Source organism: Micromonospora sp. ATLC16, assembly GCF_057196645.1.
The window spans coordinates 1-21,943 of record NZ_JBXUOW010000075.1; the positions used below are offsets into that span (position 1 = coordinate 1).

Here is a 21,943-nt window from a genome sequence, read left to right on the forward strand (position 1 = left end):
GGAGCACCTGGCGACGCCGCCACCAAGCCCGCGCCCGCTGGTTCCACCAACGCACCAGACTCAACCGCGAATACGCCCTGGTCAACTAGCCAATGGCGGCTGCCGTACTAGAGCGTTACCAGCGTCGCACGTCCCGGTTGATCTCCCAGGTCGGCTGGATCGACCCCGAAAGCGCGGACCGAGTTGGCTGATGTCGTACCCGTCGGGGTAGGTCGTGGTGTTGATGCCGTCGGCGAACAGCGGCGTGGTCGGTGGCGTTCCGAACCAGCGTTGGAGCCGTGCGCGTGCCTTCAGCGCCAGGTGCAGGCCGGTCCGGACAGGCCAGGCTGGTTCGTCGACCTGCATGGCGCGGCGCAGTGGTGCGTCGTACGTGGCGCTGACCAGGGCGTTGCCGAGTGGAGCGAGGGGTTTGGGGATGCGGGTGAGCATCAGCATGCGGGTGGCGCGCTCGATGGCGGCAGCGTCGTCGTTGGGCTTCAGGTGGGCTGCGTCGTGGGCGTCGAACCAAGCCTCGAAGTCCTCGTAGGACTCGGGGATGTCGGCGATGCCCATCCGCCGGCCCAACTCTCGATAGAACACGTAGGTGGCCTGGAGCTCGTGGCAGCAGGGGCGGCGCCAGCCGTACTGCTGCAGCCAACGGGTGGGGATGACCACCAGGCAGCCGAGGACGTACAGGTAGTCGTCGTTGGGGATGTCGTACGGGCGGTGGATCTGGTTGACCCGTCGCAGGGCGTCTCGGCCGCGTGGCTGCTCGAAGCCGTTGAGCACCATCTCGTACATGAGCAGGCCGGTGTCGTCGAGCCGCTTCTGGGTGCGTTCCGTCAGCTCGCCGGTGGCCGTGTGCACCGCGGCGATGGCCGGGATGGAGAAGGAGCGGTTGAAGGCGAGGTTGAGGCCGAGCTTCATGTCCCACGGAAACTCGTAGCGCAGCATCGTCTGGTAGATCGCCAGGTAGTCCTGCTCGGGATCCAGAGCACGGATACTGGCCAGGTTCCGGTAGCGGCCTCTCATCGGCGGGCGTCTCCAGCCGTCGGTTGCGGGTAGTCCTCGGCGGCGAGCGTCTGGGCCACCACCGGTGATTGGGCATACGCATCGGTGACGAGCGTCAGCCAGGCGACCTCCCCGGCATAGCCGCCGCCTGGGCGGTGCAGTTCGTCGGCGGGCTGCGGATGCGTGGCCACGATGCCCGCGCGACGCCGACGCAGGGCGCAGGCCAGGTGGGCTGCCTCGACAGCTGCCCGCCGTTCGTCCGTGGTCAGTGCTGCCTGCTCGGCGAACCGTTCGGCCAGGGCGGTCACACCGACATCCAGGTACGGCCGTAGTGCCAGGCGGGCATCGCGGATCTCGGCGACCCGGCGGGTCAACGCGTAGTCGATGTCGCGCAAAGCCGTGAGAGGACGGCGCAGGTTCGGGTCGAGTTCGAGTTCGGGTAGGGCCGTGATGAGGTCTCGCCAGAGTGGTTCGAGGCGGCGGTACGAGTGGAAGTCCTCCCACCGTCGCGTGAACCGGAGGGTGGGTCCCCAGGCTGGCATGGTGAGGCCGATCGTGATGAGCAGCGCGCCGATGGTCACCAGCACGGCGGCGATCTCCCGCTCGCCGGTCGGTTGGTAGCCGGCCCAGTAGGCAATGAGATAGCCCACCTTGTTGAGGCTGTAGAGCAGGGCGAAGGCGGCACCTACCGCAGTGATGCGGAGGCCGCGGCGCAGCCAGGGGCGCCCGCAGATCCGGGCGAAGCTCCAGCACAGTCGGGTGATGTCGAAGCAGTAGGCGAAGAAGCCGAGTACCAGGAAGATCAGTAGGTAGGCGGTGACGACGGGGTCCGTCGCGTACTCGACGGTCAGCAGCACCGGCTCGTCGTAGGTGAGGGTGTAGGCGAACAGGCCGGTCATGACGAGGAACGCGGACGCGGTGACCCAGATCCACCAGCGGGCGCGAACGGCGGCTTTCGCCGGGGGTAGCGCCAGGTAGAGGAGCATGTTCTCTGCGCTCGCGGAGATGGTGAGTGCGCCGGCGTGGGACATGAGCTTGGCCAGATTGGGCATGCCCGATACCTCATCGATCGCGGTGGCGATCGGCGGGATCGCGACGGTGATCCCGGCGGCGAACGCCCCGAGTCCGACACAGATTGCGCCCCGGACATGGCTGGGATGCCGGCGCTGGAGACGCAGCATGTAGCCGAGCGCGAACCAGCCGGCTACCGCGCATACGGCGTAGAGGAATGTGTCCATCGCGCGCTACCTGTGTGGGTTTTCCAGCTGGTGCCGCAGTCGGCCGTACAGCTCAGCCTGCGTGCTGTCGAGCGGTTCGTCGTCCGCGTCGCTGTGCCCTTCACGGGCCCGTCGTAGTAGCAGCGAGCCGATCATCTCGGCTTCGCGCTCCTCCGCGGCGGCGTAGTTGCTCCGGCCGAGGCTGCGTTGGACCAACTGCGGATCGAGGTCCGGCAGCAACAGGCGTGAGGCGTCGGCGTCCAACACCTCGGTCGCCCGGTGGCCGGCGATCAGGTGCCCCAACTCGTGGCCGATGATCAGCAGTTGGTGCAGGGGCGAGGTGTCCTGCTCGAAGAAGATGGCGTCGAATTCGCCGGTCGGCACGCACATACCGCATACCGTCTGGGCGGGAAGCTTGATCGGCACCAGGTGGATGGGCCGGCCGCGCTGTTCTCCGAGCGCATCGCACAGCTTCCGGATCTCGAATGGCTCCGGTACCTCAAGCTCGGCGACGATCTTCTCGCAGCGTTTGCGCAGTCGGTGCAAACTCACGTCAGCTTTCCCCTGCTCGTCAGCGTACTGCCACCGAAGGATGTGCACGGTCAAGTGCGATCGTCCGGTGCGGCACGTTCTTCGCCGGGGCTGTTGCCCTCGGCCACGGCCCGCAATCGGGCCACCATTTGCTCGATGAGCTGTGTGTCTGTGGCGGATAGTCCGGTGTCGGTGAGGACCTGGCGCAGCGCTACCTGCTTGACGTCCATCCGGCGAAGCTCGCTGAGCAGCGTGAGCTGTTCCTGGATGCGCCGTGCGGCGGCGTCGTCCACAAAGTAGCCGGTGTTCACACCGAATACCGAGGCCAGAGCACGTATGTGAGAGGTGCGGGGATCGCTGGCCACGCCGCGGCGCAGCTCTCCGATGTAGGCGGCGCTGATGGTGACACCGGTTTCGCTCGCCGTGGCATTGATCTTGTCGGCGATCTCTTTGTTGGTGTACTTCCGGCCAGGTTCGTGGGAGTCGCCGAGCTCGTCGGCGGTGGGGCGGATTTTTTCGAACAGGTACTCCAGCCGGGCGGCAAGGTTGTCGAGGGGCGGTAGTTCCTGCTCAACATGTTGATCGTCGGTCATCACTCGCCACCCTTCAACGACTAAACGCCAGTGTCGCAGATGCGGGTCCCAGTAAAACAGGTGTTGACATCAACACGCAAAGTGAGCGTATGCTCGCTCCTGTTTGGAGCAACGCCTGTTGAGTGCTTACGCAGAACTGCTCAACGCATGTTGTGTGGTCGGTGTTTTGCCTGTTCCGACCATCCGAACGGGGGATCCATCAGTGCAAGGGCTCGGCTCCGCGCGGCGTGCATCGGGAGTGCATTTCGCGATGCTCGCTCGCGCACTCGGCCGTCAGCAGGGGTCACCGTCATCGGTGCCGCTGCCCGGCCGCCGCTTATGGGAGGGGTCGCTGGGTCGCTCGGTGGGGAGCCATTCCTTGCCGGCGGCCCGGCGACAGTGGCTCTGGGTGACCTGAGGAGGTATCACGTTGATCGCCACCGCGAGCACAGCCCGCAGGGTAGGAGCATGTTGCCTGGCCGTTTCGGACTATGGCGGAGTAACTGGCTGCACGGGTGAGGAGCCGGCTGCCGACCCGAGCCGTACCACAAGGACTGAATCGGCATCCCCGTCCCCGACGGTGAACACCGAGGACGTCGACGCCGGCACGGCGGCGCTCGCGGCCTACCGGAACTACGTGAAGGCCTACGTCACCGCCTCGAACAAGGGCGACTACAACGCGAAGCTCGACAAGTTCGTGGCCGACCCCGCGCTACTCACCGTGCGCCAGGACCTGCTGATCAAATTCCAGCAGGGGCTCGTCACGAAGGGCCAGCCAACCTCGGCACCCAAGGTGAACAGCGTCGACACCAGCCAGCGGCCCTTCACCGCCGAGATCGAGGACTGCTTCGACGGCGAAAAGTGGGACGTGGTCTCCAAGGAGACCGGCGAATCGGTGCGCACCGAGGGGCAGGCCACCAGGTACGTGGTGATCGCCAAGGCGGAACTGTTCGACGACGGTCAGTGGCGCATCCGGGAGGTCAACGCCCAACGGAGCGGCCATGCTGATCCGGCGAGCGGTCGTGGCCCTGGTCGTGGCGGTCGGCAGCGGCGCGCTGCTCGCACCCGGCGTGGCGCACGCCGACCACGAGCACTGCGACGCGCTCGGCAACTGCTACTGGGTGGTCGAGAACCCGGGCAGCGAGGGTGGCGGCAACAACGGTGGCAGCAACAACGGCGGTGGTGGTGCCGGCCAGGGCTGCAGCTACGAGGGCCAAGCCGTGCCCTGTGTGGTCGACGGCCTCGGCGTGTGGGACGGCTCCTGCTACGTCAGGCGGACCTCGCCGCCCTCCGGGGAGCGGACCGACGGCTACTGGACCATCCGCACCTGCGGCCTCTACGGGGGAATCCCCTCCGAAGCGGCGAGCGGCGGCCGTGACGGCAGCGCTTGGCGCAGCTGGCGCAGCGGACACCTTCGCCGGTCGGATCACCGACGTCGGCGAGGCGTGGGCACCCCAGGTCCTGCTCGTCGCCGAACCCGACGAGGACGGTCTTGGCGTGCTCGACGAGCTCGGTAAGGAACTGCGAGGCGCCGGTCGGTGCGCCGTCGCCGTGGTCAGTACAACCAGAGCCCAGGCGACCGCCGGCCCGAACACCGCCATCGTCAACCAGGACGGTCAACTGCACCTCGCCCTGCCGTTCCTCCTCGTCGAAGGGGCGGCGGCAGGACTACCCGTACGCGAGCTGGAACCGCTCGTCGAGATCATGACGCAGGCCCGGGCCGCCACCGACGAGCAGACCCCGCCGGCACCCGAGCCGGAAGCATGGGCGGACGGCACCGATGCCGCTGGCTCCGTGCTCGCCCTGCTGACGGCGGACGAGCCGGTCACGGCAGTAAGCGCCACCGCTTCTGTCGATACAGCAGCTCGGCTGGACCCCATCGTTGCCGTGCCCCGCGTCGAGTACACCCACACGGTCGCCACCCCACGGCGCGAGGTCACCGCTGCGATCCGACAGCGACGCCGCCAAGCCGACCCGCAGCTGGATTCGGACCTGCGGGCCTGGCGCGAGCAGGACACCATCCGACCACGGATCAGCGTCCTCGGCGCGGTCACGGTCGACGCGCCCGGACCGGTACCCGACCAACGCCGCCGCTTCCACGCCGAACTCATCGTCTATCTCGCCCAACGTGGAGCCCGTGGAGCCTCCGCCGAGCAGCTCACCGACGCACTGTGGCCCGATCAGCAGGTCAAGGACGCCAGCCGTCGGGTCGCCGCCCACGAACTCGCCGAGCTCTACCTCGACGCCGGCGATCCAACTGGTGCTCGATGGGCCGTGCAGCAAGCCTGGCTGGCCGACCCGGAGCGTGGCGACGACGGGCCCTGGCACGACATCATGCGAGCCGCCCACGCCGAGGGACACACCGCGGAGCTGCGCAACCTCCTGGGGGAGCTGATGCGGGTCCGCGAGGCCGAGGTGCCCGAGGACCTTGCGCCGGTCACGTACGCCCTGCTGCGCAAACTCCTGCCTGACCTGCTCGCTGCGAGCAGCAGCGGATAGACCGTTCGCGAACGTCCGGCCGATTACCGGCGAACCCTGACCACGAACTGACCTTTGAGAAACCGACCGAACGGAGTGAACGACCTTGCTGACGTCGAAAGAAGCTGGCGGCATGGAGTACATCGAGGCAACGCGACAGGTCGGCGCTCGACTGACGGACGCTGCAGACGACACCGCTGCGGCAGCAGCCGTCGAGCTGGCGATCGAAGCCTGGAAGCGCCTGGCCGGGACCGATTTCGCCTGGGACCACTTCGGCCTGGAACTGCTCGACATTCGGGCGAGGCTCCACCCGGATCACGACGACGTGGTCGTTGACGCAGCGGCACCGGTTCGCGACGACGCTGCCACCCGGCTGGCTGTGGCTACGCTGGTGGAGCAGCTTGCGCGGTACCACGAGCGGCTGGCCGCCGACGGGCGAGACGACCTGGCTCGTCGACTCCACCACGACGCCGGTGCCCAGCAGTTACGGCGTGCGGCGGCGGCCCTGGCATGACCATCGGCCACTGGCACAGGGAAGCGCAGCGGGCCGTACGTATGGCAGCTGCAGCGATGGAACAGCGGCCCGCCGGCAGCGCGGCAGACATCAACCCGGTCGTGATTGCCAGGTCTGCCGTCTACGCACAGTTGGCCCGAGTGACCGAGCTACTGGTCGGCGGACGCCCAATACCTGAAGTGCCCGATCGAGCCGGCGCCTCGACCATCCTGCGGCGACGCGGCCAGCGGTTGACCCAGCTCTACGTCGGGCTTCGGGCCGCCAGCATCGTCGAGCGGCAGTTCCCGCCCTCTCCCGCCCCGGTGACTGCCGAACCGGCCCGCTCGCTGAACCGGGTCGCAGATGTCGTCGGCGTGATCGGTGACATCCTGGCCAGCCACGTTCCTCCAGGACAGGGACCCCGGACACCGGAAGGGCTCGCGATTCGAGCGGGCGGAGGTGTCCAGTCGGGCATCGCCGACGTTGCCAGGCTCACCTCGCGCATGGTCATGATCGACCTCGCCTTACCCGAATGGCTCAACCAGGGGCATGGTCACCTGACCGAGATCTACCGTCCGGCGGCGGAGACCGCCACCTGGACCGCCAACAGCGGCCTGGGGGCGGTCGCCCGGGAACTGACCTCCCGCTCATCCGGGTTTTCGTTGACCAGCTTCCAGTACGTGTCGTAGGTGACGTAGTTGCGCAGCGGGTCGAGGATGAAGCCCTCGTCGATCGCCTGCCGCATCGAGTAGGTGTGGAACGGGTGGTACTTGCCGTCCTCGCCGAGGGTGCCGAAGTCTTCGAGGGTCTTGTGCTTCGGCGTGGCGGTGAAGGCGAAGTAGGAGAGGTTGGCGCTGCGCTGCCGCCTGCGGGCGCTGGCGGCGAGCTTCTCCTCGGCGGTCTGGGGCCCGGCGGCGCTGATCGCGCCCGGGTCGTCGGAGTCGGCGTCGAGGCCGAGGTCGCGGAGCACGCGCCGAACGTCGGTGGCACCTTCACCGGACTGCGACGAATGAGCCTCGTCCACGACGATCGCGAATCGGCTGCCCCGGATCTCGGTCGGGCTGCGCTTGAGGTAATCCACGAGCGCCGGGAAGGTGGCCAGGGTGACCGTGAGGATCTTGCCGGTCTCCTGGGAGAGTGCCTTGGCGAGCTGCTCCGACTTCGCGCCGTACCGATCGTCGATCTTCACGACGAGCCCGGCGGTCTGCTCGAAGCTGCCGACGGTGTCCCGGAGCTGGGAGTCCGGTTCGGCCGGTCGGTGATGATGAGGACCTTGTCGAAGACCGGGCTGCCGGGTTTCACGCCCGCGGCGAGCGCGTCCGGGTCGAGCGCCGCCGGGTCGTTCGGGGTGTGCAGCGACGACAGCCGGTGGGCGAGCCAGGCAATGGTGTTCGACTTGCCTGAGCCGGCCGAGGCCATCACCAGGTAGTTGTGCCCGGCGCCGTGCCGGGCCGCGTGCGCGGTCAGCCGCTTCACCGCATGCCACTGGTGATAGCGGGGCAAGATCAACACCTTTCGGGTACGCCCACCCGCGCCCTTTTCCTGGTGCAGGTGCACGTAGCGTTCCAGCAGGTCGAGCCAGTTGTCCCGGTGCCAGATCTCCTCCCACAGGTAGGAGGTGGCGTACCTGCCGTGCTCGGTGGCCGGCGGGTTGCCCTCACCGCCGGGACGACCCGGCCCGGCGCTACCGGTGTTGAACGGCAGGAACACGGTCGGCTTGCCGCGAAGCTGGGTGGTGACGAAGACCATGTCCGGGTCGACGGCGAAGTTCGCCACCACCCGACGGGAGAAGATCAGCTCGGTCGGGTCACGTTTGCTCCGGTACTGCTCCTTGGCGTGCTCCACCCCGGAGCCGGTGAGCGGGTTCTTCAACTCGGCGGTGGCCACCGGGATGCCGTTGACGAACAGCGTCAGGTCGAGCCGGTTGCCCCGGTCGGCCTGCTTGGTCGCATACGCCAACTCCCGCACGACGGTGAGCCGGTTGCGGCGGTAGTCGGCCAGGATCGCCTCCGACTCCACGAACGACGGCTTGAAGTACGCCACCCGGAACCGCAGACCGTGAATCTTGAACCCCTTGCGGAGGACGTCGAGCAGGCCGTCGTCCGTGATCGCCCGATCGAGCCTCTTGACGAACTCGCGCTGGGCGGCCTCCTGGTCACCGCCACAGCGGGTGACCAGCTCCTCCCACTCCTCGGCCTGGGTCGCGCCGATGAAGGTGAAGAGCTGCGCAGAGTCGAGACCGAGGTCGGGACGGTAGTCGGCCCGATCGCCCCCGCCCAACCGTTGGCCAGCAGCGCGGCGACGATCGCGTCACCGAACGCCGATTCGTGATGCACCGCCATGGTCGCCTCCCCCATCGGTGGGCCGGGCTGCCCGGCCGCGCCCACCCGGTGGAGCCTAGTGAGAAGTGGGCGTACCGAACAGTCACCTCTCGACCACGGCGCGGTACGCCCGGGGCGCGACGGCGACCGTGGACGTTCGGTGTGATCGCGTGCGATCATCCAAGGTGGCGGGGGAGTGAAGGTGACCGGATGAGTGGGTTCTACGTAGACGTTAACGGCATGGATGGTTTATACAACGTTCTGCATCGAGCATCGGAAGATGCAGCAGAGGGATCCCACTATCTGGCCCGGCATTGTGATTTGACCTTTGAGCAGCAGGGTTACATCTTCCTTCTGGCCGGACCTCATCGGAATGCTTACCGCCAAATGAGCGAAGGTCTGGAGCGACTCAAGACGCTGTTGCGGAACGCCGCGACTCAAGTGAATCTGGCTCAGCGCGACTACTCGACATCTGACGCAGAGGTGGCAGCAGATCTCGACCAGACTTACCCTGGCGCCCGCGACCCGTCCAGCCTCCGTGGCACGCTAGCTGGACCAACCAGACCGGACCTGTGGCCCGTGGCTCCTCGGTCACCCTTCACGGATGTGGCAGAGCCAACGGCACGACTGGTAACTCCCAGCTATATCATCGGTATCGAGACATTTGAGATCAACTAGCTCTCTGATCTGGTCAGCCCGAGTGCATGGTTGCGGCAGATCAGCGTGTGGCTGTTCGGAAAAGACCCGTTCGAGGGCTGGGGAAAAGCGCTCAGCGGTGATTGGAAATCCTACGTCCATTGCGCCGCCGCTTGGCGAATCCTCGGCAACGCGATGGATGACGTCGGCCGCAACCTGATCACCGGCGCAGCAGACGTTTCCAGCGTGTGGCGAGGCAACGCGGCAGAGGCTGAGCAGGAGTACCAACTCAATGTCGGCGTGGCGACCCGTGCACTACACACGGTCTGCGACCAGTACGCGGACCTGTACACCAGTGCAGCCGAAGCGGCCAAGAAACTCTTCTCAACCGCCACCGCTCTGATCGGCAAACTCATCGATGTGCTTATCGTTATCAACGCTGCCTCGGCTGTAGGCACGGCCACGATCAAGACCGGTGTGGGTCCCGTCCTGGGCTACAGCGTGGCTGCCTACTACGCCTGGCAGGCATACGACCTGTACGACGAAATTTCCACCATCTTCGGCAACGCTGAAATGATCTTCAAAGGAATTGCTGGCTCGATCGAGATGGTCAGAGCCGGCGTTGAAGTGGCATCGATTCCTGATCTAGACCCCTATCAGCACCCGGCCCTGGCGGAGCGATGACCGACAACGACATCACCCAGCAGCCACTTGCCCGTGCCGTGCTCGCCAAGTTGGCGAACACCCGGGGACCCGATGATCCTCTTGGCTCGCTGGCTCGCAATGTCCTCGACGGCGAGGCGGACCTGCGGACCACTGCCTCGATGTCGTGGCACGCTACAGCGTTGCATGCCTCGTTCGCAGAGGCCATGGCCCGCCGCGACGCGATGTCTCCGGACGAGCGGGCCGAGTTCGAACGGCAGGCTCGGCTATTTTACGATGCGGGCGATCTGACCTTGCTGGACGAGGACGACGCAGAGGACGATGGCCGTCCTGAGAGGGGCCACCAGCGATGAGCGCATGGACGCGGTGGAAGATCGCGATTCCGCTGCTTGGTCTTAGTCTCCTTCTGTTCGTGCCCGCGGTCTTTGGCACCTGGGCCTGGTGGCCCTTGAACGGCGCTGCGTACCGAACGTTGTCCGTCGTCATCTGCCTGGTCATCGCCAGCTGCGTGGGCATCTCCCTGTCGATCGGAATCAAGCGAACTGAGGATGTGCCCTGGCTCCGTATTGGGCTCGTGTTGGCGGGGTTCCTCGCCGGCTGCGGCCTGGCGATCGTCCGCGACTCCGTGTAAGCGGGCGAGTAGCTGACCAACGCGGTCGGCTCGACGGATAAGCTCACCTCTCGAGCACCGATGCCACGAAGACGAGCCCGGCGAGCCCGATCACCAGGAGCGCGCTGGACACCAGGAGAATCCGCAGGCCAAGCTGCTCGCGCTGCCGGGCGGGGTAGTAAGCCACTCCGGCCACGCCGGCGAGCACGAGGATCGTCATCGGGATCAGACGCTGCCCATCGGCTACGCCAGCGACCATGGCGAAGACGCCGACGAAGCCGAAGAAGATGGCTACGTTGGCAACCGCCTTCCGCAGGTTGGCGTAGGCCACCTCCTGGAAGTCGGCGACTGCGCCCCGAACCTCACGGGCAGCCTGCGCTTGCTCCTCAGGGGACATTGCCTTGCGCGACCGTCGTCTGTTCGCCTTACTCCCCGCTACCATGCGCTGACGATAGCAACCGGCAGTTGCTGCCAGAAGAGCGTCGGCAGGGTCTCCGCCGGCTCGTCCGAACGCGGTTCAGCTCGCTGGGCGGACGTCAAATTCAGGTGGACGGGCGAGCCCTGAAAGGGCGAGTCGCGCGGGTCAGGGCTGTCGGGTCAGGCCGACGATGGTGGCCAGTCGTACTACGTCGGCCGCCACCGGTCCGCTTTGGATGATCTCGGCTAGCAGGGTACGGGCGACCGGGCGGCTACGGACCTCGGCAGGGGCGACGCTGTCGGCGTTGAGTAGGGTCTGCCGGGCGCGGGTGGGGTTGCCGGTGTCGAGGTACACCCGGGTCGCGTCGATGAGGTGGGCGGCGCGGTGTTCGGGTGGTAACCGTCGCCACCCGTCGCTGCGGATGGTGTGTTCGTGTCGTTGAACGGCTTCGGTGGTGTCGCCGAGGTGGTGGGCGGCGAGGAAGCGGGCCGATTGGACGGCGGCTGGTCCGAGGCTGGTATGGAGCGGGTCGGTGTCGCTGGTACCCACATCGGCGAGGGCGGCGGCGTGGTCGAGCAGGTCGTGGGCGTTGCGGCGATCAGCGGAGCTGGCAGCGGCGAGCCCGGCCTGGAGGTAGAGGATTCCGCGTACGGCGTGGTCGTCTGCCCTGTCCGCGGCGGTGAGGGCGGCGGTGAGGGCGAGTTGGTGGTGGCCGAGCGCGCGGAGTGCCTGCGTGACGGTGATCGTGGCGGTGGCGGTGAGAGTGGGGCCGTCGGCGGCGGTGGTGACGGCCCGGTCGGCGGCGAGCCACGCGAGGTGCGGATGGCCGAGTTTGATGAGTACGGCGGCGGTGAGGCGATAGGTGGCCACTAGCAGGCTCCGGGTGCCGTGGGTGGTGTCCAGCAGTGTGGGTAGGGCGGTGAGGAGCTGCGGGTAGCGGGCGTGTTGGTAGGTCATCCAGGCGTGTGCGACCTGAGGGCCGACCTGAGGTTCCCCCGATAGCGTGGAGGCCGGACCTAAGGGGATAGATGGTCATGGCTGAGATGAGACGTCGGTTTGACCGGGAGTTCCGCGAGGGCGCCGTGCGGATTGTGCGGGAGACGGGTAAGCCGATCGCGCAGGTTGCTCGGGACTTGGGGATCAACGACGGCACCCTGGCGAACTGGGTGGCGCAGGACCGGCGGGCTCGGGGTGAGGCCGCCGCGGGCGGTCTCGGTGAGGACGAACGCGCCGAGCTGGCTCGTCTGCGTAAGGAGAACGCCGAGCTGGCGATGGAGCGCGATGTGCTCAAGCGATCCGTGGTCCTGTGGGTCAAGGAGGCGACGAAGTGACTGTGGCCGGGTTCGTCGTCGCCCAGAGGACCGAGCACGCCGTGCCGCACGCGGTGACCTGTCGGGCGCTGGGGCTGAGTGAGTCGTGGTTCGACAAGTGGCGTGACCGGCAACCCACCGCGCGGCAGACCCGCCGCGACGCCCTCGATGCTGCGATCCGGGCGGCGTTTGACGCCTCCGGCGGCACCTACGGCTCGCCGCGGATCATCCTCGATCTGCACGCCGGCGGGTGGCAGGTGTCGGCCAACACCGTCGCGGCCCGCATGGCGCAGCTGGGCTTGGCCGGACGCACCCCCAAGCGCCGACGCAGCCTCACCAAGCAGGGCAAACGCCCGGTGGCACCGGACCGGGTCCGGCGGCAGTTCACGGCCGTCGCGCCGGACGTGTTGTGGTGCGGCGACATCACCGAGGTCGTCACCGACGAGGGCAAGCTCTACCTGGCCACGGTGATCGACCTGTACTCCCGCCGGCTGCTCGGCTACGCGATGAGCGCGCATCACGACGTAGACCTGACCCAGGCCACGTTGAGCATGGCCGCCGCGACCCGCGGCGGCCAGGTGGACGGAGTGATCTTCCACAGCGACCGCGGCAGCGAGTACACCGCCGCTGACTACGCCAAGGCCTGCCGCCGTCTCGGTGTCCTGCAGTCGATGGGCCGGGTCGGATGCGCTCTGGACAACGCCGCCGCGGAGGCGTTCAACTCCACCATCAAGGTCGAGTACATCCACCGGCAGCGGTTCCGCACCCGATCCGAGGCCCGACTCAAGATCGCCACCTGGATCGTCGACTTCTACAACGTCCGCAGACGTCACAGCGCCTGCGACGGCATGTCACCCATCGACTACGAACACTTCATCGCCGAAGCCCGCCGGGCTCAGGCAGCTTAAACAACCCTCCACGCTTCCAGGGGATTGACACACAGGACACGGACGACCCGGCTCGGCGCGACGACGTCACCGCCCGACGCACCACCGGTCGCCGCGCGATGGCGGTCCGTGCCATTGCGCAATGGTGCGGCGCGGCTGCCGGGACCGGCAGCGCCCTTCGACCCCTGAACGTGAGGTACCCGATCGGTCAGCACCGTGCGTTGACCGTGGGAAGGCGGCGCGGTGGATCGGACGTCGGGCGCTCAGCCCCGGGGACCGCCGATCATTCCGATCGGGACCGTCCCGAGGCCCGCTTCGGCGAGATGGCGGAACGCGGGGCACTGGGTGAAGTCATCCGCCGAGCACTCGAGGGCGTGCTCGATCAGCTCCTTGGCGGCGGCCGTCTCCCGTATCCGCCGCTCCAACTCGGCGTGATGTTCGGCCAGCAGCTTGCGTCGCATGACGCCGTTCGGCGCGGCGAGCACGTCGCGGAGCTGATCCAGGCTGAGCCCGGCGGACTTGCCGCGCAGGATCAGCGTCACCCGAGCGATGTGCTCGTGGTGGTAGAGGCGTCGACCGCTAACCCTGGCGGCCGGGGTGAGCAGACCCACCGCCTCCCAGTGCCGGAGCACATGGGTTGCCAACCTGAACCTCTCGGCCAACTGCCCGATGGTCATCATCTTCGGCGTGCCACTTGACTTCATGTTGACATGAGATTCCAGAGTAGGAGGGCAGTCAAGCCGACAACGGAGAACAACACCGCTGTGCGAGGAGGACACGCTGTGTTTGATGTGATCGTAATCGGTGGTGGACCGGCGGGTCTATCCGCTGCGCTGTGCCTCGGCAGGACACACCGGAGCACACTCGTTCTCGACACCGACGAGGGGCGCAACGCACCGGCGGAGAACGTCCACAACTTCTTCACCCAGGACGGCACGCCGCCGACCGAGATCCGGCGCATCGGCGCCGAGCAGTTGGGCCACTACCCGAGCGTACGGCTGCGGGTGGCCGAGGTCTCGGGGGTCGAGCGGGACGGCGCCGAGGCCTTCGCCGTCACCCTCGCCGACGGGCAGGTCGAACACGGGCGTCGACTGCTGCTGGCCACCGGACTAGCCGACGACCTACCCGCGATCGACGGCATCGCGCCGCTGTGGGGACGCTCCGCGTTCCACTGCCCCTACTGCCACGGGTACGAGATCAGCGGTCGACCCATCGCCGTGGTCGGAGCCACCCCGGACCGGGTGCGGCTGGCCGTGCACCTGAGCCGTTTCACCGACGACGTCGTCCTCTGCACCGACGGCCCGGCCGAGTGGCCGGCGCCGATCACCGGCGCCCTGGAGAAGGCCGGTGTCGAGGTCCGCACCGAACGGGTCACCGCGGTCCGCGCGGACGGCCCGGACCTGCGCGCCATCCGGTTCGAGACCGGCCCGGAGCTGGAGCGGTCGGCAATGTTCATCAAGACCGTCCTGCGGCAGCGCTCCCCGATCGCCGCGCAGCTCGGCTGCGCCATCTTCCCCGACGACGCGGTCGAGGTGAACGAATTCGGCCAGACCAGCGTCCCCGGTGTCTACGCCGCGGGCGACATGGCCCGGCGTCCCACCGTCCCGATGCCGGTCTCCGCGGTGATCGTCGCCGCAGCCAGCGGCACGATCGCCGCCGGGATCATCGACCAGGACCTGCTGAGCGTCGACTACGACCTGCCCAACCCGTTCGCCAACGCCCGGAGCTGATTACCGTGACTCGAGAAGAGACCGCATCGACTCCGAACGCCACAGTGGGAGACCAGGGCGCCGGAGCCGGCCGTAGCAAGGTTCCGTTGGCCGTGATCGGTCTCGCGCTCGGCATCCTGGTCTCGGTGCTGGACCAGACGGTGGTGTCGATCGCCCTGCCCAACATCGCCGGCGACCTCGGCGGTATCGACAACATCAGTTGGGTGGTCACCGCGTACGTGCTGGCGTCCACCGCCACCGGCACCCTGTACGGCCGGCTCAGCGACCGCTTCGGCCGCCGAGGCACGTTCATCGTCGCGATGCTCGTCTTCACTGTGGCGTCCGCGCTCTGCGCGTTGGCCGACACCATGGGCCAGTTGATCGTGTATCGCGCCGTGCAGGGAGTGGGCGCCGGCGCGCTGTTCGCGATCCCCACCATCGCGCTCTCCGAACTGGTGAAGCCGGAGAGCCGAGGACGGATGCAGGGCGCGGTCGGTTCCCTCTTCGCCATCGCCAGCCTGGCCGGCCCGCTCGTCGGCGGCGCGCTCACGGACGCGGCCGGATGGCGGTGGATCTTCTACATCAACCTGCCGTTGGGCGTGCTGTCGATACTGCTGGTGGCCTTCGCGCTGCGGCTGCCCCGGCCGACCAGCCGGCCGAGCATCGACTTCCTGGGCTCCGCGCTCCTGGTCGGCGCCGTCGTGGCGCTGCTCCTGACCACCGAATGGGGCGGTCGTACCTACGACTGGTTGTCCGGTACGATCCTGAGCCTGGCAGTCGGCACGGTGGCGCTGTTCGCCCTGTTCGTCTTCTGGGAGCGGCGAGCGACCTCTCCGGTCGTGCCGATGCGCCTGTTCAGCAACCCGACCGTCCGGCTCATCCTGCCGGCCACGGCCGTGCTCGGCGCGTTGCTGTACGGGTCGATCGTCTTCCTGCCGACCTACCTGCAGAGCGCGTTCGACATCAGCGCCACCGTGGCCGGGCTCGGCATCAACCCGTACATGCTGACCTTCGTGGTGGCCTCGTTCCTCTCAGGGAGCCGGGTCAGCGCCAACGGCAACGCACGTCCGTTCCTGATCGCCGGGCCGATCGCCATCGCCGCCGGCTTCGGGCTGCTGAGCCTGCTGGACGCCGACAGCAAGTACGGAATGGTCGTCGTCGCGCTGCTCGTCATGGGCGTCGGCGTCGGCTTCATCATGCAGCTGCTCGTCACGGTCGCGCAGAACGCCGTGCAGCCCGGGGACCTTGCCGCCACGTCGGCGGCGATCCTCTCCATCCGGGGTCTCGGCATGTCCCTCGGCGTGGCGCTCTTCGGCAACCTGCTCAGCCGTCAACTCAGCTCGGACGCGCAGGCGGGCCCGGAGGTGGCAAACGCCATCCCCGACGTGATGGTGTGGGGCATCCCGCTGGCGCTGCTGCTGCTCGCGCTGACCGTGGCGGTGCCGGCCAAGACACTCGGCAGCAAGTCCATGCCGGCCGACGCCGGGCCCGCCGGGCCCGCCGAGGCCGACGCGGACGTCCCGGCACGTGGCTGACCCGTATGGCCGTCGGCTGCGCCATCCCGGATCTGCCTCCCGCCGCGACCCCGTTCGTCGCGGCGGGAGGCAGATCGCGAGCTGTCCAGGTGACCGGGCCCGACCCGGGGACCAGCCACCCCGGGCGGCGCGTCGATGTACCCGTTCTGGTTACCCGATCGGCGCTGGGAACGACTCGACTGGCTCCGTAGCGTCACCGACATGACCACACTGGACGCACCTCCGCCGCCCACCGAGACCGTCACCACCACGGCGTTCGACCTCGTCGACCTGCCTGCCGACGCGGGCAGGGTGGCGCTGGTCCGGCTGGACAACGGCGACCCACCCGGCCCGGCGATGCGTCCCACCACCTTCGGTCCGCAGAGCCTAGTACGGCAGCCGCCGTTTGAGATCTTGCTGGTGAACCGGGGTGGACGCGAGGCGGCCACCGCGTGATCGTCTGTATGTTGTGGACATAACTTCAGATCTTGCGGTGGCCGCGTGCCACAGCGTAGCTGTTGGTCGGTGGGAGCGGGTGCTGGCCGAGGTGCTGGGCTGTTTCGCGGGCCGGTTCGGGCGGGTGGAGCCGCGCCGTGCGGCCGGACAGTTCGTGACGGGGCTGTTGTCTGACCTTGAGGTCAAGACGTGTTGGCAGTTGGCCGAGCAGGCCGGGCATGCTCGGCCGGATGCGATGCAGCGGTTGTTGTACCGGGCGGTGTGGGACGCCGACGCCGTCCGTGATGACCTGCGGCAGTTGATCGCCGGCCGGTTCGGCGCCCCGGACGCGGTCCTGACCGTCGACGAGACCGGCGATCTGAAGAAGGGGACGTACACGGTCGGAGTGCAACGCCAGTACACCGGCACGGCAGGGCGGATCGAGAACAGTCAGGTTGGGGTGTTCCTGGGCTACGCCGGCGCCGACGGGCACACCCTGATCGACCGGCGGGTGTATCTGCCAGCGTCGTGGACTGACGACCGGGACCGGTGTGCTGCTGCCGGGGTGCCCGACGATATCGAGTTCGCCACCAAGCCGGAGTTGGCCGCCGACATGATCACCGAGGCCCTGAGCGCCGGGGTGCCAGCCGGGTGGGTGGCCGCGGACGAGGCTTACGGCAACAGCGCCGCCTTCCGCGCTGGCCTGCGCGAACACGAGATCGGCTACGTCTTGGCGGTGTCCTGCAGCCACCTGGTTCCCCTCGACGGCGGCAAGACCCGGGTCCGCGCCGACCAGATCGCCGCTGATCTACCCTCCTCGGCATGGCAGCGCCGCTCAGCCGGCGCCGGATCCAAGGGGCCGCGTTTCTACGACTGGGCCTGGCTCGATGACGTGTGCACCGACGCCGACCCCGACGACGGCGGCCGGCACAGCCTCCTGATCCGCCGCAACAGCACCACCGGTGAGCTGGCCTTCTATCGCTGCTGGACCCCGAGACCGGCCACCCTCGCCCAGCTCGTGCGGGTCGCCGGGATCCGCTGGAGCATCGAGGAGAGCTTCCAGGCCGCGAAGAGCCAGGTCGGCCTGGACCAGCACCAGGTCCGCCGCTGGGACTCCTGGCACCGGTTCACCACCCTCGCCCTGGCCGCTCTCGCCGTGCTGACAATCAGCGCCGCCGACACCACCCACGACGAGCCCACCGACACGGGACTGATCACGCTGACCGTCAACGAGGTTCGCCGCCTGATCAACGCCTGCCTCATCCGCCCGATCACCAACCTCGCCCATCGTTTGCACTGGTCAGGCTGGCGGCGACGGCATCAAGCCCGCGCCCGACGAGCCCACTACACACGCCGACTCAACCTTGAACTTCAGCCATGATCCCAAACGGCGGCTGCCGTACTAGCACTACAGCTAGTGCCGTGACCACGAACGTTCACGGTGTTGGATGACACGCCGTCCGGCCTGTCGGTCGGGCGGCGTTGTGCCGGTCAGGCTGTGGCGGTGGCAGATCTTGTACGTGTGCGGCGGCTGAGTGATCAGGAGGGTCAGCAGCTGCTCAGAATCACTCGCCGGGGGACCGGCTCCCCGATCCGACTGCGACGGGCGATGGTTGTGCTCGCCTCGGCCGGCGGGAACACAGTGCCGGCCATCGCCCGCCTGGTCCAGGCCGACGAGGACACGATCCGGCAGGTCATCCACCGGTTCAACGAGATGGGGATGGCCAGCCTGGACCCTCGGTGGGCGGGTGGCCGTCCCCGCCAGATCAGTAGCGACGAAGAGCAGTTCATCGTCGAGACGGCCAACACCCGCCCCGAGAAACTGGGGCGGCCGTTCATCCGCTGGAGCGTCCGCAAGCTCGCCGACCACCTGCGCGTTCACTCGACTCGACCGGTTCGGGTGGGCCGGGAACGGCTACGGCAGATCCTGCACCGACACCGGATCACCTTCCAACGGACCAAGACGTGGAAGGAGTCCACCGACCCGCACCGCGATGCCAAACTCGCCCGGATCGAGTACGTCAGCAGCCACTTCCCGCAGCGGGTGTTCGCGTTCGACGAGTTCGGTCCCCTGGTGATCCGTCCGCAGGCCGGCACAGGGTGGGCTCCGGCCGGGCACCCACATCGGCTGCCCGCGAACTACCACAAACTGCACGGTGTCCGGCAGTTCCACGGCTGCTACTCCGTGGGTGACGACCAACTATGGGGGCGTCGTCCGACGCCGCAAGAGCGCCGCGAACACCCTCACCGCCTTGAAGTCGATCCGGGCCGCCCGCCCGGGACGGGGCACCGATCTACGTGATCCTGGACAACCTGTCCGCGCACAAGGACGCAAGATCCGGGCGTGGGCGGCCCGGAACAAGGTCGAGTTGTGCTTCACCCCGACCTACGCCTCCTGGGCCAACCCGATCGAGGCCCAGTTCGGGCCGCTACGCACCTTCGTCATCGCCGGCTCCAACCACCCCAACCACACCGTGCTGACCCGGCGGTTGCAGGCCTACCTGCGGTGGCGCAACGCCAACACCCGCCACCCTGACGTCCTGGCCGCCCAACGCCGCGAACGAGCCCGCATCCGCAGCGAACGCCAACGACGCTGGGGCCAACCCGCCACCAGAGCGGCCTGACCCCAACACCGTGAACATTCGTGGTCAGAGCACTAGCTGTACCTAATCTCCGGCGGTAAGGGGTATCGCTCCGGGCTGCCACCGTTCCTAGCATCGGACGGCATGAGGTTAACGAGGGATCCGTCGAGACGGCGCTTCCCGCATGCCGAAGCCGCCGCGGCCAATTCGCTAAATACTCATGCAATGCCGACATTCGGAACATCGTCGTATGCGGTGCGTTTGGAGTCGGTGTCGAAGGAGTACGGGTCGGGGAAGAACACGGTACGGGCTCTCGACGCGGTGACAGCCGGTTTCCCACGCGGTACGTTGACCGCCGTCATGGGCCCGTCCGGGTCGGGCAAGAGCACATTTCTAACTGCGCGGCCGGTCTGGACCGGCCGACGTCGGGCCGAGTCATGCTGGGTGACACGGAGCTGTCCAGCTGGTCGGAAAGCGAGTTGACCGAGCTACGGCGGGACCGGATCGGGTTCGTCTTCCAGGCGTACAACCTGCTGGGGGCGCTGACCGTCGAGGAGAACGTCGCGCTGCCGCTGCGGCTGGCGGACCGGAAGACCGACCGTACGTTCCTGCGAGAAGTGCTCACTGCGGTCGGCCTCGGCGACCACTTGAAGCGGCGGCCGAGCGAGCTTTCCGGCGGTCAGCAGCAGCGGGTGGCGGTTGCCCGCGCGCTGATCACCCGCCCAGACGCGGTGGTCGCGGACGAGCCGACCGGTGCCCTGGATACCCGGTCCAGCAAACAGGTCCTGGAACTGCTGCGACACGTCGTGGACGACATGGGCCAGACGGTGCTGATGGTCACCCACGACCCGGTCGCCGCCTCCTTCGCCGACTCGGTGGTGTTCCTGGCCGACGGCAGGGTCGCGGGCGAGCTGACCCGACCCACTGCGGAGCAGGTCGCGTCGCGTATGACGCACCTGGGCGAGGGAGGATGAGCCGCATCCGGCGGCTGATCCGCCTCGTGGTGCCGCTGCCCAGCGATCTCAAGCTGGCGTGGAGCACGATCAAGGGGAACAAGGGCGGATTCGGCGGCTCCTTCGTCGCGATCGTCGCCGGATCGGCCGTGATCACCGCGTGCGGGGTCCTGCTGCAGTCCGGGTTCGGAAGCGGCGTCACCCCGAGCGGTATTCGGCCGCGGCCGTGGTCCTCGGCGCCCAGCAGTCCTTCTGGCTGGACGAGAGCTCCGAGGTCCGCTACAGCGAGCGCGTCACCCTGCCCGCCGACGAGGTAGCCTCCGTCGCCGCGGTGCCCGGTGTCCGGTCCGCCATCGGCGACGTCGACGTGCGAGTCAGCCTGTTCGCCCCGGACGGCGACGTGGTGAGCGGCCCACAGGACTTCCCGGTGCTTGGGCACGGCTGGTCCGCGGCGGCTCTCGCGCCTTTCCAGGTGAGCAAGGGCCACGCTCCCGCCGCGCCCGGCGAGGTCGTGCTGGACGCCGAGCTCGCTGATCGCGGCGACCTGGGGATCGACGCGACGGTGCAGATCGTGGTCGGCTCGATCCCGTCGTCCTACCGGGTGGTGGGCCTGGCCACCGCGCCGAACGTACTGAACCGGCAGTCCGCCGTCTTCTTCACCGACGACCAGGCGACCTGGCTGTCCGGCCGGGCGGACCGGGTGGATGCGATAGGTGTGCTCGCCGCGCCCGGCGTCGCCCCGGAGCAACTGGCCGAGAGCATCCAGGCCGCCGTGTCCGACGTGGTGGTGCACACCGGCGCGGAACGCGGCGACGTGGAGTTCCTGGGGACGTCGGTGACGCCCGCAGCCTGGTGGTGGAGACGGCGGCGTCGTTCGGCGGCACGATGGTGCTGATCGTGGTGTTCGTGGTGGCCAGCACCCTCGCGCTGTCGGTGCGGCAGCGCAGGCGCGAGCTGGCCCTACTGCGCGCCATCGGCGCGCTGCCCAAGCAGATCCACTGGATGATCAATGCCGAGATGACCCTGGTGTCGTTCACGGGCGCACTGGTCGGAGCGATCCCCGGGCTGTTGCTCTCCTTCGCGATGCGCAGCGTGTTTGTCTTCGCGGGCGCGATGCCCCCGGACTTCCAGATGCAGGTCGGGCCGCTGCCGATCCTCGCCTCGCTGGTGTTGTGCATGACCAGCGCCCGGCTCGCCGGCTGGCTGGTCGCGCGCCGGGTGGCCAAGGTCAGCCCGGTCGAGGCGCTCGGTGGCCGTCATGCCGGCTTCGCCCTGCTGCTGGTTCTGACGTTCGGCCTCGGCGTGGCCGTCGTGCTTTTCGGCGTCGGGGTCCTGGCGGTCGCCGGTAGCTCGCTGGTCACCCGGGGCGCGCAGTCGTGCCGTTCTCGGACTGGCCACCCGGGTGGCGCCGGTCCTCGCCGCTACCGGCATCACGCTCTTGGCGCCGCTCGTCACGGTCGCCGCGGTCCACCTCGTCACCCTCGCCTAAAGCGGCGGCGGGCGGATCAGCCGGCGGGGGGGGGGGGGGGGGGGGGGGGGGGGGGGGGGGGGGGGGGGGGGGGGGGGGGGGGGGGGGGCGGGGCGGGGGGGGGCGGGCGGGGCGGTCGCGCCGGGGAGCGGGGGC

The 21,943-nt window shown here is 68.2% G+C and carries 24 protein-coding genes and 2 pseudogenes; 17 read left to right on the plus strand and 9 right to left on the minus strand.

The window, feature by feature from the left end:
* Positions 1-81: 81 nt before the first annotated feature.
* Genes AC2CHE_RS23015 through AC2CHE_RS23030 form a run of 4 tightly spaced genes read right to left on the minus strand, consistent with a single transcriptional unit; the run spans position 82 to position 3,331 of the window.
* Positions 82-1,011 (minus strand): oxygenase MpaB family protein, encoded by a 930-nt coding sequence (locus tag AC2CHE_RS23015; protein ID WP_484506937.1) that lies wholly within the window; start codon positions 1,009-1,011, stop codon positions 82-84.
* Positions 1,008-2,228: an MAB_1171c family putative transporter gene (locus AC2CHE_RS23020; protein ID WP_484506938.1), complete on the minus strand. Its 1,221-nt coding sequence runs from the start codon at positions 2,226-2,228 to the stop codon at positions 1,008-1,010. The genes AC2CHE_RS23015 and AC2CHE_RS23020 overlap by 4 nt, the downstream gene beginning before the upstream one ends.
* Positions 2,229-2,234: 6 nt before the next feature.
* Positions 2,235-2,759 carry a hypothetical protein gene (locus AC2CHE_RS23025; RefSeq protein ID WP_484506939.1) on the minus strand — a complete coding sequence of 175 codons (525 nt, stop codon included), beginning with the start codon at positions 2,757-2,759 and terminating at the stop codon, positions 2,235-2,237.
* 50 nt (positions 2,760-2,809) lie between these two features.
* Positions 2,810-3,331, minus strand: a complete 522-nt coding sequence (locus AC2CHE_RS23030) for a hypothetical protein (protein ID WP_484506940.1) — start codon at positions 3,329-3,331, stop codon at positions 2,810-2,812.
* 559 nt (positions 3,332-3,890) lie between these two features.
* Between AC2CHE_RS23030 and AC2CHE_RS23035 the strand changes: the two genes are divergently transcribed.
* The 3 genes from AC2CHE_RS23035 to AC2CHE_RS23045 all read left to right on the plus strand — a co-directional run bounded on the left by AC2CHE_RS23035 (position 3,891) and on the right by AC2CHE_RS23045 (position 6,302).
* Entirely contained in the window at positions 3,891-4,688 is a 798-nt protein-coding gene (locus AC2CHE_RS23035; RefSeq protein WP_484506941.1) for a hypothetical protein, read from the plus strand.
* Entirely contained in the window at positions 4,685-5,809 is a 1,125-nt protein-coding gene (locus AC2CHE_RS23040) for a hypothetical protein (protein WP_484506942.1), read from the plus strand. The genes AC2CHE_RS23035 and AC2CHE_RS23040 overlap by 4 nt, the downstream gene beginning before the upstream one ends.
* 112 nt (positions 5,810-5,921) lie before the next feature.
* Positions 5,922-6,302, plus strand: a complete 381-nt coding sequence (locus tag AC2CHE_RS23045) for a hypothetical protein (RefSeq protein WP_484506943.1) — start codon at positions 5,922-5,924, stop codon at positions 6,300-6,302.
* A gap of 547 nt (positions 6,303-6,849) precedes the next feature.
* Here AC2CHE_RS23045 and AC2CHE_RS23050 read toward each other — a convergent pair.
* Together AC2CHE_RS23050 and AC2CHE_RS23055 are read right to left on the minus strand one after the other, a co-directional pair.
* Positions 6,850-7,470: a hypothetical protein gene (locus AC2CHE_RS23050; RefSeq protein WP_484506944.1), complete on the minus strand. Its 621-nt coding sequence runs from the start codon at positions 7,468-7,470 to the stop codon at positions 6,850-6,852.
* Positions 7,467-8,561, minus strand: coding sequence for a type I restriction endonuclease (locus tag AC2CHE_RS23055; RefSeq protein WP_484506945.1), 1,095 nt, complete (start codon positions 8,559-8,561; stop codon positions 7,467-7,469). The genes AC2CHE_RS23050 and AC2CHE_RS23055 overlap by 4 nt, the downstream gene beginning before the upstream one ends.
* Positions 8,562-8,812: 251 nt before the next feature.
* Here AC2CHE_RS23055 and AC2CHE_RS23060 point away from each other — a divergent pair, with 251 nt between their 5' ends.
* Genes AC2CHE_RS23060 through AC2CHE_RS23075 form a run of 4 tightly spaced genes read left to right on the plus strand, consistent with a single transcriptional unit; the run spans position 8,813 to position 10,532 of the window.
* Complete coding sequence (locus AC2CHE_RS23060; protein ID WP_484506946.1) at positions 8,813-9,280, plus strand: hypothetical protein; 468 nt, start codon at positions 8,813-8,815, stop codon at positions 9,278-9,280.
* A gap of 30 nt (positions 9,281-9,310) precedes the next feature.
* Entirely contained in the window at positions 9,311-9,922 is a 612-nt protein-coding gene (locus AC2CHE_RS23065) for a hypothetical protein (RefSeq protein ID WP_484506947.1), read from the plus strand.
* A complete protein-coding gene (locus AC2CHE_RS23070) occupies positions 9,919-10,254 on the plus strand; it encodes a hypothetical protein (RefSeq protein WP_484506948.1) in 336 nt (111 codons plus the stop codon). Before AC2CHE_RS23065 ends, AC2CHE_RS23070 begins: the two co-directional genes overlap by 4 nt.
* Positions 10,251-10,532, plus strand: coding sequence for a hypothetical protein (locus tag AC2CHE_RS23075; protein ID WP_484506949.1), 282 nt, complete (start codon positions 10,251-10,253; stop codon positions 10,530-10,532). Before AC2CHE_RS23070 ends, AC2CHE_RS23075 begins: the two co-directional genes overlap by 4 nt.
* 43 nt (positions 10,533-10,575) lie before the next feature.
* On the opposite strand, the gene AC2CHE_RS23080 is transcribed toward AC2CHE_RS23075, so the two are convergent.
* Both AC2CHE_RS23080 and AC2CHE_RS23085 read right to left on the minus strand, forming a co-directional pair.
* Positions 10,576-10,908, minus strand: a complete 333-nt coding sequence (locus AC2CHE_RS23080; RefSeq protein WP_484506950.1) for a hypothetical protein — start codon at positions 10,906-10,908, stop codon at positions 10,576-10,578.
* A 186-nt stretch (positions 10,909-11,094) separates the two neighbouring features.
* Positions 11,095-11,886, minus strand: coding sequence for a hypothetical protein (locus AC2CHE_RS23085; RefSeq protein ID WP_484506951.1), 792 nt, complete (start codon positions 11,884-11,886; stop codon positions 11,095-11,097).
* An 86-nt stretch (positions 11,887-11,972) separates the two neighbouring features.
* Here AC2CHE_RS23085 and AC2CHE_RS23090 point away from each other — a divergent pair, with 86 nt between their 5' ends.
* The gene (locus AC2CHE_RS23090; protein WP_484506952.1) at positions 11,973-12,260 is read left to right on the plus strand and encodes a transposase; all 288 of its coding nucleotides are present in this window, start codon (positions 11,973-11,975) and stop codon (positions 12,258-12,260) included.
* Complete coding sequence (locus AC2CHE_RS23095; protein WP_484506953.1) at positions 12,257-13,147, plus strand: IS3 family transposase; 891 nt, start codon at positions 12,257-12,259, stop codon at positions 13,145-13,147. The genes AC2CHE_RS23090 and AC2CHE_RS23095 overlap by 4 nt, the downstream gene beginning before the upstream one ends.
* A gap of 242 nt (positions 13,148-13,389) precedes the next feature.
* On the opposite strand, the gene AC2CHE_RS23100 is transcribed toward AC2CHE_RS23095, so the two are convergent.
* Entirely contained in the window at positions 13,390-13,830 is a 441-nt protein-coding gene (locus AC2CHE_RS23100; protein WP_484506954.1) for a MerR family transcriptional regulator, read from the minus strand.
* A 78-nt stretch (positions 13,831-13,908) separates the two neighbouring features.
* On the opposite strand from AC2CHE_RS23100, the gene AC2CHE_RS23105 reads away from it, so the two are divergent.
* The 8 genes and pseudogenes from AC2CHE_RS23105 to AC2CHE_RS23140 all read left to right on the plus strand — a co-directional run.
* Positions 13,909-14,856, plus strand: a complete 948-nt coding sequence (locus AC2CHE_RS23105; protein ID WP_484506955.1) for an NAD(P)/FAD-dependent oxidoreductase — start codon at positions 13,909-13,911, stop codon at positions 14,854-14,856.
* Between the two features lie 92 nt (positions 14,857-14,948).
* On the plus strand, positions 14,949-16,370 hold the full coding sequence (locus tag AC2CHE_RS23110; protein ID WP_484506956.1) for an MDR family MFS transporter: 1,422 nt from the start codon (positions 14,949-14,951) through the stop codon (positions 16,368-16,370).
* A gap of 201 nt (positions 16,371-16,571) precedes the next feature.
* Positions 16,572-16,805, plus strand: coding sequence for a hypothetical protein (locus AC2CHE_RS23115; RefSeq protein ID WP_484506957.1), 234 nt, complete (start codon positions 16,572-16,574; stop codon positions 16,803-16,805).
* A gap of 94 nt (positions 16,806-16,899) precedes the next feature.
* A complete protein-coding gene (locus tag AC2CHE_RS23120; protein ID WP_484506959.1) occupies positions 16,900-18,165 on the plus strand; it encodes an IS701 family transposase in 1,266 nt (421 codons plus the stop codon).
* Positions 18,166-18,288: 123 nt separating this feature from the next.
* Positions 18,289-19,408 (plus strand): annotated as a pseudogene (locus AC2CHE_RS23125) (IS630 family transposase).
* Positions 19,409-19,591: 183 nt separating this feature from the next.
* A pseudogene (locus tag AC2CHE_RS23130) lies at positions 19,592-20,340 on the plus strand (ABC transporter ATP-binding protein).
* Positions 20,341-20,545: 205 nt separating this feature from the next.
* A complete protein-coding gene (locus AC2CHE_RS23135; RefSeq protein WP_484506958.1) occupies positions 20,546-21,214 on the plus strand; it encodes an ABC transporter permease in 669 nt (222 codons plus the stop codon).
* A partial coding sequence (locus tag AC2CHE_RS23140; protein ID WP_484506960.1) for an ABC transporter permease occupies positions 21,205-21,943 on the plus strand: 739 nt, incomplete at its 3' end. The genes AC2CHE_RS23135 and AC2CHE_RS23140, both read left to right, overlap by 10 nt.

What these genes read in the sequence shown, in the direction of transcription:
- AC2CHE_RS23015 (WP_484506937.1), bottom strand. Translation starts at nt 1,011, where the DNA reads ATGAGAGGCCGCTACCGGAACCTGGCCAGTATCCGTGCTCTGGATCCC.
- AC2CHE_RS23020 (WP_484506938.1), bottom strand. Translation starts at nt 2,228, where the DNA reads ATGGACACATTCCTCTACGCCGTATGCGCGGTAGCCGGCTGGTTCGCG.
- AC2CHE_RS23030 (WP_484506940.1), bottom strand. Translation starts at nt 3,331, where the DNA reads ATGACCGACGATCAACATGTTGAGCAGGAACTACCGCCCCTCGACAAC.
- AC2CHE_RS23045 (WP_484506943.1), top strand. Translation starts at nt 5,922, where the DNA reads ATGGAGTACATCGAGGCAACGCGACAGGTCGGCGCTCGACTGACGGAC.
- AC2CHE_RS23060 (WP_484506946.1), top strand. Translation starts at nt 8,813, where the DNA reads ATGAGTGGGTTCTACGTAGACGTTAACGGCATGGATGGTTTATACAAC.
- AC2CHE_RS23070 (WP_484506948.1), top strand. Translation starts at nt 9,919, where the DNA reads ATGACCGACAACGACATCACCCAGCAGCCACTTGCCCGTGCCGTGCTC.
- AC2CHE_RS23075 (WP_484506949.1), top strand. Translation starts at nt 10,251, where the DNA reads ATGAGCGCATGGACGCGGTGGAAGATCGCGATTCCGCTGCTTGGTCTT.
- AC2CHE_RS23080 (WP_484506950.1), bottom strand. Translation starts at nt 10,908, where the DNA reads ATGTCCCCTGAGGAGCAAGCGCAGGCTGCCCGTGAGGTTCGGGGCGCA.
- AC2CHE_RS23085 (WP_484506951.1), bottom strand. Translation starts at nt 11,886, where the DNA reads ATGACCTACCAACACGCCCGCTACCCGCAGCTCCTCACCGCCCTACCC.
- AC2CHE_RS23090 (WP_484506952.1), top strand. Translation starts at nt 11,973, where the DNA reads ATGAGACGTCGGTTTGACCGGGAGTTCCGCGAGGGCGCCGTGCGGATT.
- AC2CHE_RS23100 (WP_484506954.1), bottom strand. Translation starts at nt 13,830, where the DNA reads ATGAAGTCAAGTGGCACGCCGAAGATGATGACCATCGGGCAGTTGGCC.
- AC2CHE_RS23115 (WP_484506957.1), top strand. Translation starts at nt 16,572, where the DNA reads ATGACCACACTGGACGCACCTCCGCCGCCCACCGAGACCGTCACCACC.